The organism is Nostoc sp. UHCC 0252 (genome assembly GCF_034931145.1).
Taxonomy (GTDB): domain Bacteria; phylum Cyanobacteriota; class Cyanobacteriia; order Cyanobacteriales; family Nostocaceae; genus Nostoc.
The window spans coordinates 1-15747 of the sequence record NZ_JAYGHE010000115.1; the positions used below are offsets into that span (position 1 = coordinate 1).

Here is a 15747-nt window from a genome sequence, read left to right on the forward strand (position 1 = left end):
CATCGGCGCAGCAGATTTTTTGATTATCCCCGCAGAAGCATCAGTTAAAGGTTATGGTTCGCTAGTGCGGACACTAGACTTACTCAGTGGCTTGCAAGATGTCGGCGCAACGAATGCCCAAGTATTAGGTGTTTTACCATTCCGCGATCGCTGGTTTGGGAACACCCAAGCCCAAGAAAGTAGGGCGGCGGTAGATGGAATGCGTGATGAAGTTGGCGAGGAGTCAGTTATACCCTCAATCCGCGAATCAGAACGCTATAAACAAGCCATCAACAAACGTACAACTTTGAACGAGTTGGGATATACCGACTTGGAATATCCATTTGAAATTTTAATTGAGAAAATTCAGGCTGCACTTGGGGGTAAATAATAATGTCAGATAACGTACTCAACCAACTACGCAACAAACGCAATCGCTCCACAGTTGAACCACGCCAGGATGCACTCGTTCCCAAAGTACAACCAGAACCCCAAACAGAAGAACAAAACTCACCCCAGGAAACCAGCCCAGTACCAGCTACCGACAACCCAACTGCTACACCAGCAGACACAATCGCTGAACTTCAAGCCGAACTTGAAAATTACCCCGAAACACGACGACATTCAGCGATCGTCCTAGAAAAAGACCTCGACCAAGAATTAACACGCTTTTGTAAAGACAGGGGAATCACAGTTGAGGTATTTCTAGAAGCTGCTTGGACTTTTGCTAATGCAGATAACGCACTTTTAGAAAAAATTACCACAGAAGCCAAACGCCGCTACGACCAACGTAAGCGAGTTGGTCAAATTAAACGGTTAATCACTATGTTGAGTAATTCAGCTAAGTGATAAATGTTGGGCGATCGCTGTTAGTGGGTTAATCTGAAACAGAATGCTTGACAAGCCTACAATATTAAGAAACTTAGTAATTAATTTTTTACCAAGAGTTCTCATAGGCTAGAAGCAATAAGGCTCTTGAGAGCCAATAGTGTTCACGCGTATTGCGAGGTCGAACCTCTTGCTTACAAACAAGAACACCCAACACAGGAAAGCTAGCCAAAGGTGGATTTCTTCTCGATTTGCTCCCGCGCCAATGATGACAGAGATAGTTGCCCTCCATTAAGAGACATTTTCTAATATGGATGAGCCTGAAGCCAAGCTGCAATATGAGGTGTTCTACTTATTGTCTTTTTTAGCGCCTCAAGCTTTGGATATAGTTCCAGGAGTTTTTTGGGAGGCTGATAAGGCCCATAAGGCTCCGGTATGTAAAAGAATGTAGATGGAGTTCTCCAAAGGTTTGCGGATACATCCAACGTGTACAAAATGTCAAACACCGCCAGATCAGCCCACGTCAGTGATGACCCGACAAGGAATGGAGAGCCTTGATTGTCTGCAATCATCTGCTCAAACCTGCCCAAGTGCATAGGCACAGTCACTGTGAAAAACTGATCTAGCCGTTCCACCCTCAGCGATGCTTGCCTCATTTTCATTAGTAGCTGACCATTCTCCACAATCCGGTCAACATAGCACCCGTACAGAATATCCAGCAAATCTCTCCACGCATCGACCACCATGTCTGATCTGGCTGCCTGTACCCTGTCTAAAGGGTATATTCCTGCTTCTTGTGCCGCGTAACGAGCGATCGCACATGACTGAGCTATCGTGGTATCGCCCAATTCGAGAGTAGGGAGCTGATCGAAGGGGAGTTTTCCACTAGAGCGCATCTCCTTGTATTCGTGAAGCGATATCGTTCTGTCTTCAAATGGAATATCGCCATAGATAAAAATCAGACGCGGCAATTCTGCTCTGCCCTTCCCGTCATCAAAATATAGCAAGACTGGGTGGGAGTTCATAATTGGAGAACAAAGGTATTTTCAACCATTTTATCAACTTTTAAACACACTCTAGTACTTGCTCATTACTTACCTCAAGGTATTTAAAGGGCAGGCTCAAAACCTGACCTGAAATTTTGGTTGTGGGGCGATTACACTTCCTTTTTCCTTTGATGAGTCGCTAAATACCTCAAGTCCTTGTATGTTCCGCCTTTGCCCTAATGTCGTCAATGGCTAAAAAGCCGACAACACCAGGCGTTCGCCCTCGTCAGAGGGAAATGGGATTATCACGACATCGGGGCGGAAGCAAGCCCAAGGGAGTAAGCACGAATGCAACTGCTAAGTAACCACAATAAGAGATCGCCCCAGCCAGACACCTGAACCGCAACAGGCGATCACTTTTCTTTTATATGTCTGTGGTGGTATATGTGATTTATATTTGGAGGTTAGAAAATGGGTGCATCAAAACCTAGTATTCCTATCCAAGTTCAAATACAAAAGATAGCAACTGAAAGCCAAAAATAAATTTTACAAATCTCTGATGACGATAAAAATAAAGTATTTAATTTTTAGAAAGATATTTATGATACTGCTTACGAAAAGCATAAAACATATACAACCTTAGTAGGGGCGAAAGTGGTATCTCGGTGGCTACCATAGTTGCATAATTCCCATAAACTACTCCGATAGTTACTTAGTGATTGTAAGGGGAAGCTAACTTCCGAGAGCAATCACTAAGTAACAAAAAACAAAAACCATTTGTAAAGAAAAGTTTATGTCTACTCAAAATATGTTGACTCAATCACCTGTAAACTACACTGAACATTTGCTGGAACGAGCCATTGTCGATGCAGAGTTCAGACACGCACTCAAATAGCCAGTAAACCATTGAGATCAGCACAACGAACACAAAAGATAAGTAATTTTTCAAGCTTTCAATCATGACACTGCCATCACCAAATAAAGTCGATGAATTATTTTCTCAATGGGATAAACCAGGCTCTCCTGGTTTCGCTTTAGCCATCATCAAAGATGGTAAGACTGTCTATAAGCGCGGCTATGGTATCGCTGATTTAGAACACAACGTAACGATTTCTCCGAATTCGGTCTTTGATATTGCCTCAACGTCCAAGCAGTTTACAGCGATGTGCATTGCTTTACTTGCAAGAAAGGGAGAACTTTCTTTAGATGACGAGATCCAAATCTACATTTCAGAGATACCCAGATATGAGTATCCCATTACTGTGCGGCATCTGATTCACCACACAAGCGGCATTCGTGATTACCTAACCCTCATGGGGTTGGCAGGAATGCGATGTGAGAATGAGTATCCTGAGAACGAAATCATTGGTTTAATAGCTCGTCAAAAAGAATTGAACTTCAAGCCAGGAGAGGAGCATTTGTACAGCAACTCAGGATATTTTCTTTTGGCAGAAATTGTCAAACGTGTCTCCGGAGAATCTCTTGCGGTTTTTGCTGATCAGCATATTTTCAGTCCGCTTGGGATGAAGACAACTCACTTTCACGATGATTTCACAAGGATTGTCAGGAATAGAGCGATTGGCTACTCTGTGAGGGACGAAGGTAGCTTTCGGATTGATATGTCTATTTTTGATGTCGTGGGTGACGGTGGTATCTATACCACAGTTGAGGATCTATGTATCTGGGATGAGAATTTTTACCAAAACAAATTAGGAGGATATGGGCAAGACCTGATCGAAGAAATCATTACACCTGGAAGATTGAATAGCGGCGAAGTGATAGATTATGCCTTTGGTTTAGTCAGAGGGCATTACCGAGGATTAGAAACCATCAGTCACAGTGGCGGATGGATGGGTTACAGATCACAGATGCTTCGATTCCCCAAACAGAGATTCTCTGTAATTTGCTTGTCAAATTTGGGCAGTGCTGAACCGCCAGAACTTGCCAGAAAAGTCGCAGATATCTACTTAGTTGATGACTTTACTGAGCAAAGCATAGAATCTGTAAGTCGCCAAACCCAAATAAGAGAAATTCCATCGGTTGATTTAGACAGCAAGACTGGCTTTTATCAAAACCTAAAAACAGGAACCGTTTGGGAGTTATTGGTAAAGGATGGAAAATTAATCGTGGAATTTGCCGGAATGAGCTTTACACTTGCTCCTGTGAGTTCAAGTCATTTTGTCATAATGGATATTCCTTCTAATCCCGATGTTGAATTTGAAGAGTCAGGTTTAGATGAACCCTCTCATCTTTACGTTTGTGTGGATGGCAAAACACGCGACGTTTTCCAACGGCTAGACTTTGCTCCTCCTGATTCTGAACAGTTGATGGATTTTACAGGAGAGTATTATTGCCAAGAGTTAGATGTCACCTACAGAATCAGTATAGAAGACGAAGAGTTGCTGCTAAATCGAAGAAATTCTCTTCGAGAAACCCTCAAGCCAATTAACAAAGATTTACTGGAAGGTACGGACATCACTTTGCAGTTTGTCCGTGATGACTTTCATCAAGTTGCTGGATTCAATATGAGGGCAGGATATGGAGGTGTCAGAAACATTCAATTTGTGAAATAAAAAGACGCGCCCAACAATCTCGTTGCGGTTAAAACATAACAACATCTAAATTTTTGAGCCTTACCTAAATCAATTCTGATATTGAGTCGCTCATCTGCTTTTGCAAACGCTGGCGGTTATCGTCGTACTTCAATACCGTTTGGACTTGGGCGTGTCTGCTGAAACGCTGGGTAGCACGGTAGTTGCCATTGTTCAGATCCAGTACTGTAGTAATCGCACTATGACGAACACGATGCGGTGACATCTTCTTAGTAATTCCCGCTTGCTTGCACAGCCCATCCACCAATCGCCTGATTGCCTCCCCGGTTAATCTATTTCCATTCTTGTGGTATGCCAGCACCGTAAAAAGCGGGTTATCACCACGTTTCTTCTTACTTGCTTTTATCCAACAGGAGATTGCATCGGCGGTTTTGTCCGATAGGTCAAGAACTTCCTTCTGGCTACCCTTGCCTTTACCCAGGATAAAGAGAGTTTTTTCCTTGGCGTTAAAGTCACGCACATTCAAATTGACTATTTCCTGACGACGCAAGCCATTATCCCAAAGTAACCGCAGAATGGCATAATCACGCTTACCTTTTAAAGTGTTTTGGTCAACCAGTGCTATAACGATGGCATAGTCAGTAGCAGAAATGCCTGTAGTATCCCGGTAAGTTTCGACCCTTTCGCCTTTGACATCATCCAGGGAGAAATTGCACACTCCCAGCCGTCGCCCCATCTCAACCATTGACTTGATAGCACTAAGGCGACGATTCACCGTAGCTTCAGCCAGTTTTTTCTTAATCAGGTGTGCCTTGTACTTGAGAACCACCGCGACAGCATGACGTTGTTCCAGGTGAAGAAACTCTAGAACCAAATCCCGGCTGGGTTCTTTCTTGGCAACGAACAAGAAAAAATCTTTCAAGTCTTTCTGGTATTCGCGCTTGGTGTTCAGAGATCGCTTATCCCCAATCAACTGCTGAATTACATCGGGGTCATTCTCTAAAGAAAAATCATCACCGATCGCCAAAGAGAGCGAGTTTTCTAGAACACTAAGGTTTTCAGGGTGGATCTGTGTCATTGGTTAGTCAGCAGCACAGGGGCAGCGTCAGTTTAATGCTATTTCAACATCTTAGTTGTAAAAGGTGTGTTTATTACTCTAAGTGGTGCGAAAAGAGCTATTGTCGCACTATTTCCCAGTAAGGCTGGGGGAGGAGGTTGGGGAGTTATTGTCAGTTGATTGACGGTTATTGAGGGCGATGAAGAGAAATTAAATTAGATGAAAGTGTAAGGGCTGACGATTTGACTAAGTAATAATGCTGCTTTTGGTCTGGATATTGCGGTTTTGGCCTAAGCTCACTCAGAAGAGTCCCGATCACCTCCGGTGGGCGGGTACGCCATCGCTCTTTGTGGGGCTTTGATATCAATATTGATATCAAAAGGAAATTCACCGGAATGTCGATAGTCATAAGCAATAGCAGCTTGTATTCCAGTGGGGTCAAAGTTTTGCGGTAGTGAGCATTGACTGCTACTTTGGGCTTGATTCCGGGCAATATTTATATGTAGGGTTGCACAAAAACTACTGAATGTTAACTCAGTAGTATCGATTACACAACTGTTGACCATAAATTTGATGAATATCTCTAGCTCAGAAATGGATTTAGCATCTTTAGCTGCACGAATAGAACAGTTGGAAGCGGAGCAAAATCTGCGAAGGAAAAATATTGTCTGGCTAAAAAACTATTTTGATGCCTTGAAACAGGAGTTCCAAGACAGACCTGAGTTACAGCAGATTCAATGTATGGAAGAGGCGATCTCGCAGTTAACTGCACAAGTTGCTGAATTGCAACAGCACTTCAATCATTCGCCTACGCCTAGTTTGATCAACAGTTTGGATAATTTAAATAATAACGATGTTACGGGAACAACTACTGAGAAAGCAAATATTGATGATGACGAAATAGTAAAAAAGTTTTTTGAAAGGGTTGAGCAGCAAAAAGAAACATCAGTCTTGACAGACACAGCTACTATTATCGAAAATGCAAGCCTTGCGGAAACAGAGCAAGATAATCTAATTAATATAGCTGAAGAACAGGTTCAAAATGGCATAGCTTTTAATGAGCAAGACTTCAAGATTGAGAGAATGATGTGGCTAGCCAATAGAATTTATGCAGCCGAGGAGTCAGTCCAGGAAATACCTATTAACTCTGAAGAATTCTTCAGGTTGTATGATGCTAGAGAACGTGATTTTACCGAGAGAAATCTGAGGAGAATAAATTTGAATGGTAAAAATTTCAGCAGCCTGAATTTTAGTAAAGCAAATCTAGCTGAATCAAATCTTAGTGAGGTAAATTTATCTAGTACAAAGTTGAGTGAAACCAACTTAGATGGTGCTAACCTTCAGAAAATAAAGCTTAATTCTGTAAACCTAGAAAAAGCAACCCTAAAAAAAGCTAATCTCAGTGGAGCTTATATTTATGATATCAACCTCAGCGGAGCCAACTTAAGCGGAGCCAACTTAACTGGAGCTAACTTGAGAAAAGCAAAGCTGAATGGCTCTGACTTGAGTAATGCTAATTTAAGTAATGCTAATCTTTTGGAAGCTAACCTTGAAGGTGCAAACCTAACTGGAGCTAATCTAGAACAAGCGATTTACAATGAAAATACTGTCTTTCCTAAAGATTTTGTTCCTGAAAAAAATGCCTATTTGATAGCTCCAGGTTCATCATTGACAAATGCTAATTTAGCTGGTGCTGACTTAAAACAAGTTAACCTAACTGGAGCAAACTTAAAATGGGCAAACATCAACTCAGCAAACCTGGAAAATGCGAATTTAAATGAAGCTAACTTAAGTGGTGCGAATCTAACTAGGGCAAATCTTTGCAATACAAAACTAATTCAAACGGATATGAGTGGAGCAAAATTGAGTGAGACAAAGCTAATTGGTGCTAACTTAACTGCTGCCAACCTCAATACAGCCAACCTGATGCAAGCAGACTTACAATCCACTAATTTAACTGCTGCGGAATTGGGTGGTGCAAATCTGAAAAACTCAAAATTTGATGGTTCCACAAATCTTAGCGGTGCTAATCTCAGTGGTGTAAATTTAGTTGGTGTCAGCATTTACGGCAACCTGAGTGGAGCAAATTTGAGTAAAGCAAATCTCTGTGGTACACATTTACATGCACTTAACCTGACTGCTGCTAACCTAACTGGAGCAGACTTGCGTGGGTCAAATTTGAGTTATGCCAAGCTAGAAAAAGCCAATCTAAAAGACGCAAACCTAAGTGGAGCTATTTTGGAAAATGCAAAGCTCACTGGTGCGATCATGCCAGATGGCACAACTCACGATTAGCTTTATAGTATACCTAATATTTAATTCTGAAGTGATCCCAGAGGTGGACGACTCGCACGCATATCTTAGAACGATTCAAAACAGTCACTATGTCATCTATGTCACCGCACAGGGTAAGGCATTCGGCTCCCAAAGGCGGCGCTTGATGCTACTGATGTTTTTATTTATTGTGCATTCAACAAACTTTCAAGTTCATCAGGTTCACTTTCTGGCTTGAGATACAAAGTACAAATTCTTTCCACTTCTTCTGGTGATATACTCTGCTTGTTGCACCAAGCTTTGATGCAAGCATCGCTCATTTCTTCAACCAAGCCATAATTAACTACAGCAATTTCAGTATCTTCATTACACGCAATTAAATTGAGAAGTTTGATAATATCCGGCTCACGTACTTGTTGATTTTTGGGAGTGTATACAAGAGCATGATACTTTTTATTGTGATTTAGTAAAACATAAACTGATGGTTCCGAGTCCTGAGTTATCTTTGCACTGACAATATCACTAAGAATAGTCTTAGCATAATCACGATGCATTTGTAATTTTGCTGTATGTTGATAGAAGGGAGAAATATCCAAATCTGCTAAAGCGTCTAAGTTTAATTGACCTGATTTTATTATTACTTGAGACGCAAGCTCAGGCAGATTAATTTCTTGGGAATTGGCAATTGTTAAAACGGGCAAGTCCGTCAGCTTTCTAGATTCTCCATGACGCAACATGAGATTTTCCCAACGTTGTCTAATTCTGACTAAATCATACTTAAGGTCTGTCTCTTGTGTCAGGTTAGGAACAAAGGTATATACTTTGACTGTTCGTGGAGAATGCCAAAAACGCAATATGCGTCCAGCTCGTTGAACAGGGCCAATAGGAGTCCAATCAATATCATAATTTATAACAGCAGATGCATCTTGCATATTAACCCCAACTCCATGAGCATCTGTGGAAATAAATACATCATAGTTTTCTTCAGAAATGGGTTCAGCATTATTAGAAATAGGTGCAAACTTTTTGATAAGTTTTTCTATTTCATTGGTTTCTTTCATCTGATATTTATCTTCATTCTCACTCGCTTCGATAGTTGCAACTACTTTTAATGCAGGGAACATTTGTTTGAATGCCTGTGCCAAGTAAACAACAGTAGCGCGACGTTCGCAAAATATAATTGCTTTTTCGGAATTCTGCTTAAGTTCTTGAATAATTATGTAAAGTGCTTTGAGCTTCAAGTCACTTTCAAAATCCAAATTAGTCAACGTTTCAATTAGAGGATTTAAAAGAGATTGTCTTTCTTGTTGCTCCGACACAAACTTTAATTTTCCAAGTTTGTACTCGTTCTTTCCTCCAGGAGTATCAACAACGCTTTCAAGAACTCCACGAAGAGCCAATGGAGAACTTGCCCAAGCAATTTTTACCAATCTCCTGATACATTCTCGAAACATGGGATTACGTGAATCTAAATCAAAATATCTTTTTTTAATTGCATCTATCAGTTCCTTATCTAGTAAGAGAGGAAAATTGACACTGTATAGTACAATTTTGGGAATATATCTCTTCTCTGTTCCAAAAAGAATATAATTCTCTTGATTTTCTGATTGACTGTAATATTTAGCTACGTGAGGTGTAGTTAGTTGAGAAGCTACGGATAGATTAACAAAATCTTCGGTTTGCTCAATATGCCATGCACGGGCGTTATCGTCGTAATCTTCATCCAGCAAAGTATGAAGTTCGGCAGTATGTGGTAATAAATATAACTGATTATTTAAATTGCTTTCATCTCTAGCATAAGGGGAACCAGTCAACAATAAGACCTTGGTATTGCTGCTCTTTTTCAAGAATTCTTTTAAACGGAGAAAAGCCCGACGCTCTGCTGGGTTTTTCTTCATATTAAATAAATCTTGTTTGAAACGGTTTCTAAAATAATGACTTTCATCAAAAATAATTAACCATCGTTGCTCATGAAGATTTTTTTGAATTTTTTCAAACAATTCTAAGCTCCCATCCTGCTCCGAACCACTCTTATCTAAAGCCTGATAAACAAAATACTCGCAAGGTAGACCAGCATCACGCATTTCGTCTGTCCAACTACTGCGGACTGCCTTTGGCCCAATAACCATAATATTATCAATTAGGTCATCATTGCGAAGGTGTAAAGCTACATGAACTGCTACGACTGTTTTGCCAAGTCCAGTAGAAGCTACCAGCATTGAACCGCCAAACTCTTTTATCTGCCGCAGTGTTTGAGCAATCATATCCACCTGGTATGAAACAGGTTGTTTATTATAATTACTTTTGATTGGTTGTATGTCTTCCAGCGCTAACATAGTCTTTAGGTATACATCCCACGGTGGCACAAAGTTAAGCCAGCGCTGCAAGACTTCTAATAATTCTTGGGTAATGTCTTTCGCTTCAGCAAAATATGTATCAAACTCGTTTACCAGTGCCACAACCTCGCGGTATTTAGTTATTATATTCCCTGCCTCAACTTGCTCCCTCAAACCACGTTGGGTAAGATTTGACGAAGCCATAATTGCGACTTTGCGATCAACAATATATAGCTTGGCATGATGGTCTGTAGCTCTAGCATCTACAAGGTGTAATCTACCTTGTTGCATTTTTTCTATTAAATCCAGTACTGTCTGTCGCCGCTCTCTGTCCAGACCTGTTCGCAGGTCGCGTAATATTTCATCAATTAGAGCTTGCCGCGCTCGTTCTTCTCCGGGGTCATCAAGACCAACTAAAATATAAACGCGCTTGCCTTTTGTGTATCGTCGAACTAGCCCCCAACCTCTGATGGTAAAGAATCCAGAAGCGATGCGAATCTCTTTTTTAGCTGTTTGGAAGTAGTGGCTTATATACTCCAAAGCCTTTCTTCTCTCAAACCAGCTTTCTCGTGGAGTACCTATTTCACCGCTTTCGTCATTTTCTATTTCTTCATTCATGAGTTGGGATTGCTTATGGTAGATCCAGTTTCGAGGTCAACGTACCATTTTATAAATTTTCAACTTTAATAATTCCCGTACTATTACTAGAAAACATGAAATTTAAAATCAAAAATAACCCCCACAGAATCGGTGGGGATAATGGTCAAGTAGTACAATAGTACTCTTAAGTGATTATGCGGTCAAGTGTGCCGAAAAAAAGTAAATTGTTATGCCATCGCTTTCCGCCGGAATAAAGACCTGTGGGAGATGTCGGAATTATTGACTCTTATGTTGAAGAATGCGAATGAATAAAAATTAATAAAGTGACTAATTATAGTAGATTAATCTTATCCAAGAACTGGTAATTAAATCTCTACGCATTTTGAGAAGAATTGGAAATGCCAAGAAAATCCCAGGTACGTTATCCAGAAAATTGGTCAGATATCGCTTTATTAGTGAAACAATCTGTGGACTGGCGATGTTCTAAATGTCAGTTGCAATGTATTCGCCCCGGTGATGATACGTCCGAACTTTCCCGTTCTAAGAGAACAGCGCTAACATTAACAGTGCATCATTTTAATTTTCTGCCAGAAGATAATCGTCGAGAAAACTTATATGCCTTATGCACAGCTTGCCACCTCAGTTTTCATACGCGACGCAGGGGAAATGTATCGCCAGGACAATTATCTTTATTTTGAGGTTGTTAACAGATATTGACTATGACTCCCTCCCGCGTGAGTTGGTAGTATCTTCCTAATTCCGTTTAAACTCCATTTGGGCGAAGTGGTCTTGCAGCAGTTTATGAATGAAGCGGTAGCGTCCGCCAACACGTTGGAGGAATAATCGCTCTGTGCAGTAGTCAAGAAAACGGGCGTAGTTCCAGGGGATGTAGCCGTTGTGGTAGAGGATGAGGCGTAGGGAGAAGTGTTGAATAAAGACTTGACCAACAAAATCCAGCACATAAATCAACCCAAAATTCAACCCAAAATTCAGCGCTAAAATTAGTCCTGAAATTAGTCTTGAAATTAACCCATCAATGAACCAAAAACATAACCCAAAAATTAACCCAAAAATTAACCCAAAAATCAGTCTAGAAATCAACCCAGAAATTATTACACCAATCAATCTTTTTCTAATTACTTTAGATAATTTAATTGTTTGGATTGATTCTATTTCTTTTGTATTTCCAACATAAACTGCTAAAATTCCCAAAATTAGCCCCAAAATTAGCACAAAAAACAGCCCAAAAATTAACATAAAAATTAGATCAAAATTTAGCCCAAAAAACAGCACAAAAATCAGCCCAAAAAACAGCACAAAAAACAGCCCAAGAATCAACCCAAAAAACAGCCCAAGAATTAACCCAAAAATTAGTTTATACATTCTCGTTTGAAATTCTGTTTCTAATAAATAAGGCTGCATTCCTTCAATTAAGAATTCTGTTTGGGATTCTGTTTGTAACTGCTGTGCTAACCAAACCAGCCACAATCGGGTTTGTCTATCTTTAGGGCAGTTTTGCTTAGTGTATATCCTACTGTTAATATCTCTTGCCAGCATTCGTACCACATAAGCATCTAGCAAATGCTGAATACGGTCTTTCGTAGAATTAAGTTGCTGCCAACCCTCAATAGAGATTTCTTGAGAAGCTAAAATAGTAATGCTGAGGAATAAGGGAATTCTAACTAATTTTAGTAACTCTAAGTCCTGATTAATTGTTTGCCATAAATCGGACTGGTTAACTTCAAAGAGATAGTTATGAATTTGGTTATTTGTTAAAGGTTGTAAGTAGATAGCTCCACTTAGATAAAGATTATTTTTATAATTACCATACTCTTCCATCCGGCTACAAACAACAAGATGCTGAGGGCGGTATTCTCCTTGTAACAATTGATTGATTGCGTTTATACAGGATTCTTGACGCTTTGATTCCAGTTCATCTAAGCCATCTAGTAAAGGTAGAAGTTTCTGATTTTCTACCCATTCTTTACCAAGGTTAACTGAAAACCCATATTTAAACTTGAGTTCAGTTATTAACCAATCCATTATCAACTGTTTATCATCTTTCCAAGAGGACAAGTTAAATAAAATGGGAACCGGATAATCAGGCTGTTCTTCTGCACGTTTAATTAATTCTTGAGCCAGTTCTAATTGTGTAGTCGTCTTGCCTGACCCTGGCGCACCCAAAATTAACAGTTTACCTGCAATTTCTTGGGAGTCAAAAACTTCCAAAATTGTTGTGGTGTCTGGGAGAGGAACAGCCGGCTTTAAGCCAATTTTTATCTCTGCATCCCAAGGACGTTTTACCTGTTGTGGTTGTGATTCCTTTCCTAGATTAATTAGCACAGCATTGTGTAGCGACTGCCTTAACCGCGCTGTAACTTCTTCCTTAACTGCGGCTAATAGTATCCGTTCATTTTTTGGTCGAGCAGGGTTGCCTACTGGGGTTGTTGTCTGCTGATTTAATAAAACATTCAGAGTATTGATAATCCAGTTGTTATGCTCTTGATTAACAGTATTGCCATCCCCCAGAACAGCTTGGTTATCATTACCCTGAACGGCTCGGTTTTGATTCCCCTCTACTACATTTTCAGGTGCGGAACTATCAGGCTGCCGTGGTTCAGAGTTATCAGGTGGCTGCTGACTCATAAATCAGTTCTACAATCCCAACAGGTGAGAACCAGCAGCAACACCTAACCAAGTTGCAACTTTCACAATAATCGGCTTGGCTGTTGTCCAGACTTTCTGACCAGCTTCCACACCCTTACTTGTTTTTTCAAGTGTTTCTGCCACAGTTCCCAAACGCTCTAATGCACGTTGTTTATTTGGTTCTTCTTTGTCTGTGGCTTTCTTAGCTGCACTCAAGTCTTCAATTAATTCTTCTTTGGTATCTGCTGGTAGTTCTGCCCCTTTAATTAAAGTTTCAAGTTGAGCCAATAACTTAACAACATCCTCCTTAGTGAGCGATTCTGCGGTATCTGCACCTACCTGATTTTGTTGCGTCACCTGATTACCATCACCAAGGACAGCCTGATTATTATCCCCTTGAACTGCCCTGTTGCCGTCTCCTTGCACATTATTGACGTTGCCGCCTACAGAACCACCAACTGAAAATCCACCGGGGTTGCTAGCCATACTTCCTACCTCTTGTATTTGAGTACTTGAATAAAAGCTGGGACGCTCTAGCGCCGTCATTACCATAGTTTCTAAACTACGAATTCTACTATCTTTTTCTTCTAGTAGTAATTTAATTTCTCGCTCTGGCAAGGCTTTAAGCTGATTATAACTATCAAAATATTCTGCACTCAGTTGGGACTTGTCAGCCGTAGCTGCGGTTTTGGCACGAAGCAGAAACTTATCTTCACCGCGCACTTCCATGCCGACAATTCGCAAATCTGCTTCTGGGTGATTTTCTGCCAACTGCTTAAAGGAAATTGCGATCGCTCTAGGGTCAACACCTTGGTTGTGGTAGAGGTCAAGGGTGTCGAAAATTGGTTGAATGAAATCACCGAACTCCCCATCTGCAAACACCTCCTTGTGGTTATCTGGTTTGCGGAGTGGGTCAGGATTTTCTTTGGTGGGCAGTCGCATATAAACATATTCACACCGCACCCCATCAAATTTGGTGTCGGTGGTAATGCCCCAATCTTGAATGTATGCACCTGTAAGTGTTGCGCCTGTAAAGTCTGTGCCGTTAAGTTGTGTTTGTACTAATTTTGCCCTTGATAAATTTGCGTCTTGTAAGTTCGCTTCACTGAGGTTTGCACCGATGAAGCTGGCATCTATTAAATTTGCTCCAGTAAAATTTACTCCTCGCAAGTCGTCACGGTCAAAATTATTGTCTTGTATCTGACCAGTAACTAACACTCTTACCACTTGTGCTTTTTGCAGGTAAGTTGTTCCTGGGCGAACACGGTCAAGTTTTTTAGTTTTACTGAAGCAAGTACGAGTCAGATTAGCTTTTCTAAAATCTGTACTTTTAAGTGTGGCTGCGGTGAAATTGGCATTAGTTAAGTTGGCATTCCGAAAGCTTGTACCACCACTTGCTGCAAAAGCAACAGCAATGTTGCGAATAAGAGCATATTTTTCATCTCCCTTCATTGCTCTCCAAGCAATGTAAGCACTAAGTAAAACTCCGGCGAAGGCAAAGGCGAAGGCGAAGGCGAAGGTGAGGTTGAAGGCGAAGGCTCCGGCTTTAGTGAAGGCGAAGGCGGGGGTGAAGACGACGGCTCTGGCTTTGGTTAAGGTGAAAGCGAAGGCGAAGGCGACAGCGACGGCGAAGGCGACAGCGACGGCGAAGGCGACAGCGACGGCGACAGCAACGGCGACAGCAACGGCGATGGCTCCGACGATGGCGATGGCGATGGCGATGGCGATGGCGAGGATGATGGCTCCGGCGACGGCGAAAGCGACGGCGAAGACTCCGACGATGGCTCCGACGAAGGTGATGGCTCCGACGAAGGCGATGGCGATGGCGAGGATGATGGCTCCGACGAAGGCGATGGCGATGGCGAGGATGATGGCTCCGACGATGGCTCCAGCGACTGCGAAGGCGAAGGCTCCAGCGACGGCGACGACTGGGTTGAATCCTTGGCGAAAGATAACTATTAAGACAACAATTAATGTTATTGGGACAGCCCAACCTATAAATTTATTTGATGGATATGAAGTGTCGAATATAGAAGCTATTAACACTCCAATAAAAGCCCAGAGAAATACTGAAATTCCAGATAGCAACCACGAAACACAGATTAAAAAAATAGCCCAACGCCTTTGCAGCCCAGCAGTAGCATGACTGAAGTTCGCCCCCCTCAGATTTGCCCCTGTAAAATCTGCCCCTCGGATATCTGCACCACTAAAATTTGCACCCTCAAGGTTTTGTCCTTTGAAGGAGCGCCCACGAGGATTTTGACAGGAGTTGTACTGGGACATGGCTGGGTGCAGAATCCAAATTTGTTTTTTGGATACAGATATACCACGAGAAATTCTGTAATTACAACGCTTTAAAGCGATTCTCTTTTGTTACAGCCAGTTTTTATGCTTCAATACCCGACTTTATACCTTCCGTCTCCTCACCGATAAATCATTCATTCACAATCAAGTTATAGTCAATATAACCAAGCATCGCCCCTCTTTTG

The 15747-nt window shown here is 41.3% G+C and carries 11 protein-coding genes and 1 pseudogene; 6 read left to right on the forward strand and 6 right to left on the reverse strand.

Features of this window, described 5'->3' with window-relative positions; all coding sequences use genetic code 11:
- Together VB732_RS33685 and VB732_RS33690 are read left to right on the forward strand one after the other, a co-directional pair.
- Positions 1 to 370, forward strand: a 370-nt coding sequence (locus VB732_RS33685; RefSeq protein ID WP_416235801.1) for a ParA family protein, incomplete at its 5' end; no start/stop codon positions are given.
- Positions 371 to 372: 2 nt separating this feature from the next.
- Positions 373 to 828 carry a hypothetical protein gene (locus VB732_RS33690; RefSeq protein WP_323235176.1) on the forward strand — a complete coding sequence of 152 codons (456 nt, stop codon included), beginning with the start codon at positions 373 to 375 and terminating at the stop codon, positions 826 to 828.
- Between the two features lie 284 nt (positions 829 to 1112).
- On the opposite strand, the gene VB732_RS33695 is transcribed toward VB732_RS33690, so the two are convergent.
- Positions 1113 to 1703 (reverse strand): glutathione S-transferase family protein, encoded by a 591-nt coding sequence (locus tag VB732_RS33695; protein WP_323235177.1) that lies wholly within the window; start codon positions 1701 to 1703, stop codon positions 1113 to 1115.
- A gap of 883 nt (positions 1704 to 2586) precedes the next feature.
- On the opposite strand from VB732_RS33695, the pseudogene VB732_RS33700 reads away from it, so the two are divergent.
- Positions 2587 to 2682: pseudogene (locus VB732_RS33700) on the forward strand (cinnamycin family lantibiotic); the annotation flags it as partial.
- 70 nt (positions 2683 to 2752) lie between these two features.
- Positions 2753 to 4366 (forward strand): serine hydrolase domain-containing protein, encoded by a 1614-nt coding sequence (locus VB732_RS33705; protein WP_323235178.1) that lies wholly within the window; start codon positions 2753 to 2755, stop codon positions 4364 to 4366.
- A gap of 64 nt (positions 4367 to 4430) precedes the next feature.
- Here VB732_RS33705 and VB732_RS33710 read toward each other — a convergent pair whose 3' ends face one another.
- On the reverse strand, positions 4431 to 5423 hold the full coding sequence (locus VB732_RS33710) for a tyrosine-type recombinase/integrase (protein WP_323235179.1): 993 nt from the start codon (positions 5421 to 5423) through the stop codon (positions 4431 to 4433).
- A gap of 275 nt (positions 5424 to 5698) precedes the next feature.
- On the reverse strand, positions 5699 to 5968 hold the full coding sequence (locus VB732_RS33715) for a hypothetical protein (protein ID WP_323235180.1): 270 nt from the start codon (positions 5966 to 5968) through the stop codon (positions 5699 to 5701).
- A 7-nt stretch (positions 5969 to 5975) separates the two neighbouring features.
- Here VB732_RS33715 and VB732_RS33720 point away from each other — a divergent pair, with 7 nt between their 5' ends.
- A complete protein-coding gene (locus VB732_RS33720) occupies positions 5976 to 7697 on the forward strand; it encodes a pentapeptide repeat-containing protein (RefSeq protein WP_323235181.1) in 1722 nt (573 codons plus the stop codon).
- 164 nt (positions 7698 to 7861) lie between these two features.
- On the opposite strand, the gene VB732_RS33725 is transcribed toward VB732_RS33720, so the two are convergent.
- Positions 7862 to 10630 (reverse strand): helicase-related protein, encoded by a 2769-nt coding sequence (locus VB732_RS33725; protein WP_323235182.1) that lies wholly within the window; start codon positions 10628 to 10630, stop codon positions 7862 to 7864.
- Between the two features lie 380 nt (positions 10631 to 11010).
- Between VB732_RS33725 and VB732_RS33730 the strand changes: the two genes are divergently transcribed.
- Positions 11011 to 11310 (forward strand): HNH endonuclease, encoded by a 300-nt coding sequence (locus VB732_RS33730; RefSeq protein WP_323235183.1) that lies wholly within the window; start codon positions 11011 to 11013, stop codon positions 11308 to 11310.
- Positions 11311 to 11365: 55 nt separating this feature from the next.
- Here the strand turns inward: VB732_RS33730 and VB732_RS33735 are convergent, their stop codons facing one another.
- The gene (locus VB732_RS33735) at positions 11366 to 13258 is read right to left on the reverse strand and encodes an NACHT domain-containing protein (RefSeq protein ID WP_323235184.1); all 1893 of its coding nucleotides are present in this window, start codon (positions 13256 to 13258) and stop codon (positions 11366 to 11368) included.
- A 9-nt stretch (positions 13259 to 13267) separates the two neighbouring features.
- Positions 13268 to 15541: a pentapeptide repeat-containing protein gene (locus VB732_RS33740; protein ID WP_323235185.1), complete on the reverse strand. Its 2274-nt coding sequence runs from the start codon at positions 15539 to 15541 to the stop codon at positions 13268 to 13270.
- Positions 15542 to 15747: the final 206 nt, after the last annotated feature.

What these genes read in the sequence shown, in the direction of transcription:
- VB732_RS33690 (WP_323235176.1), top strand. Translation starts at nt 373, where the DNA reads ATGTCAGATAACGTACTCAACCAACTACGCAACAAACGCAATCGCTCC.
- VB732_RS33695 (WP_323235177.1), bottom strand. Translation starts at nt 1,703, where the DNA reads ATGCGCTCTAGTGGAAAACTCCCCTTCGATCAGCTCCCTACTCTCGAA.
- VB732_RS33705 (WP_323235178.1), top strand. Translation starts at nt 2,753, where the DNA reads ATGACACTGCCATCACCAAATAAAGTCGATGAATTATTTTCTCAATGG.
- VB732_RS33710 (WP_323235179.1), bottom strand. Translation starts at nt 5,423, where the DNA reads ATGACACAGATCCACCCTGAAAACCTTAGTGTTCTAGAAAACTCGCTC.
- VB732_RS33715 (WP_323235180.1), bottom strand. Translation starts at nt 5,968, where the DNA reads ATGGTCAACAGTTGTGTAATCGATACTACTGAGTTAACATTCAGTAGT.
- VB732_RS33720 (WP_323235181.1), top strand. Translation starts at nt 5,976, where the DNA reads ATGAATATCTCTAGCTCAGAAATGGATTTAGCATCTTTAGCTGCACGA.
- VB732_RS33725 (WP_323235182.1), bottom strand. Translation starts at nt 10,630, where the DNA reads ATGAATGAAGAAATAGAAAATGACGAAAGCGGTGAAATAGGTACTCCA.
- VB732_RS33730 (WP_323235183.1), top strand. Translation starts at nt 11,011, where the DNA reads ATGCCAAGAAAATCCCAGGTACGTTATCCAGAAAATTGGTCAGATATC.
- VB732_RS33735 (WP_323235184.1), bottom strand. Translation starts at nt 13,258, where the DNA reads ATGAGTCAGCAGCCACCTGATAACTCTGAACCACGGCAGCCTGATAGT.
- VB732_RS33740 (WP_323235185.1), bottom strand. Translation starts at nt 15,541, where the DNA reads ATGTCCCAGTACAACTCCTGTCAAAATCCTCGTGGGCGCTCCTTCAAA.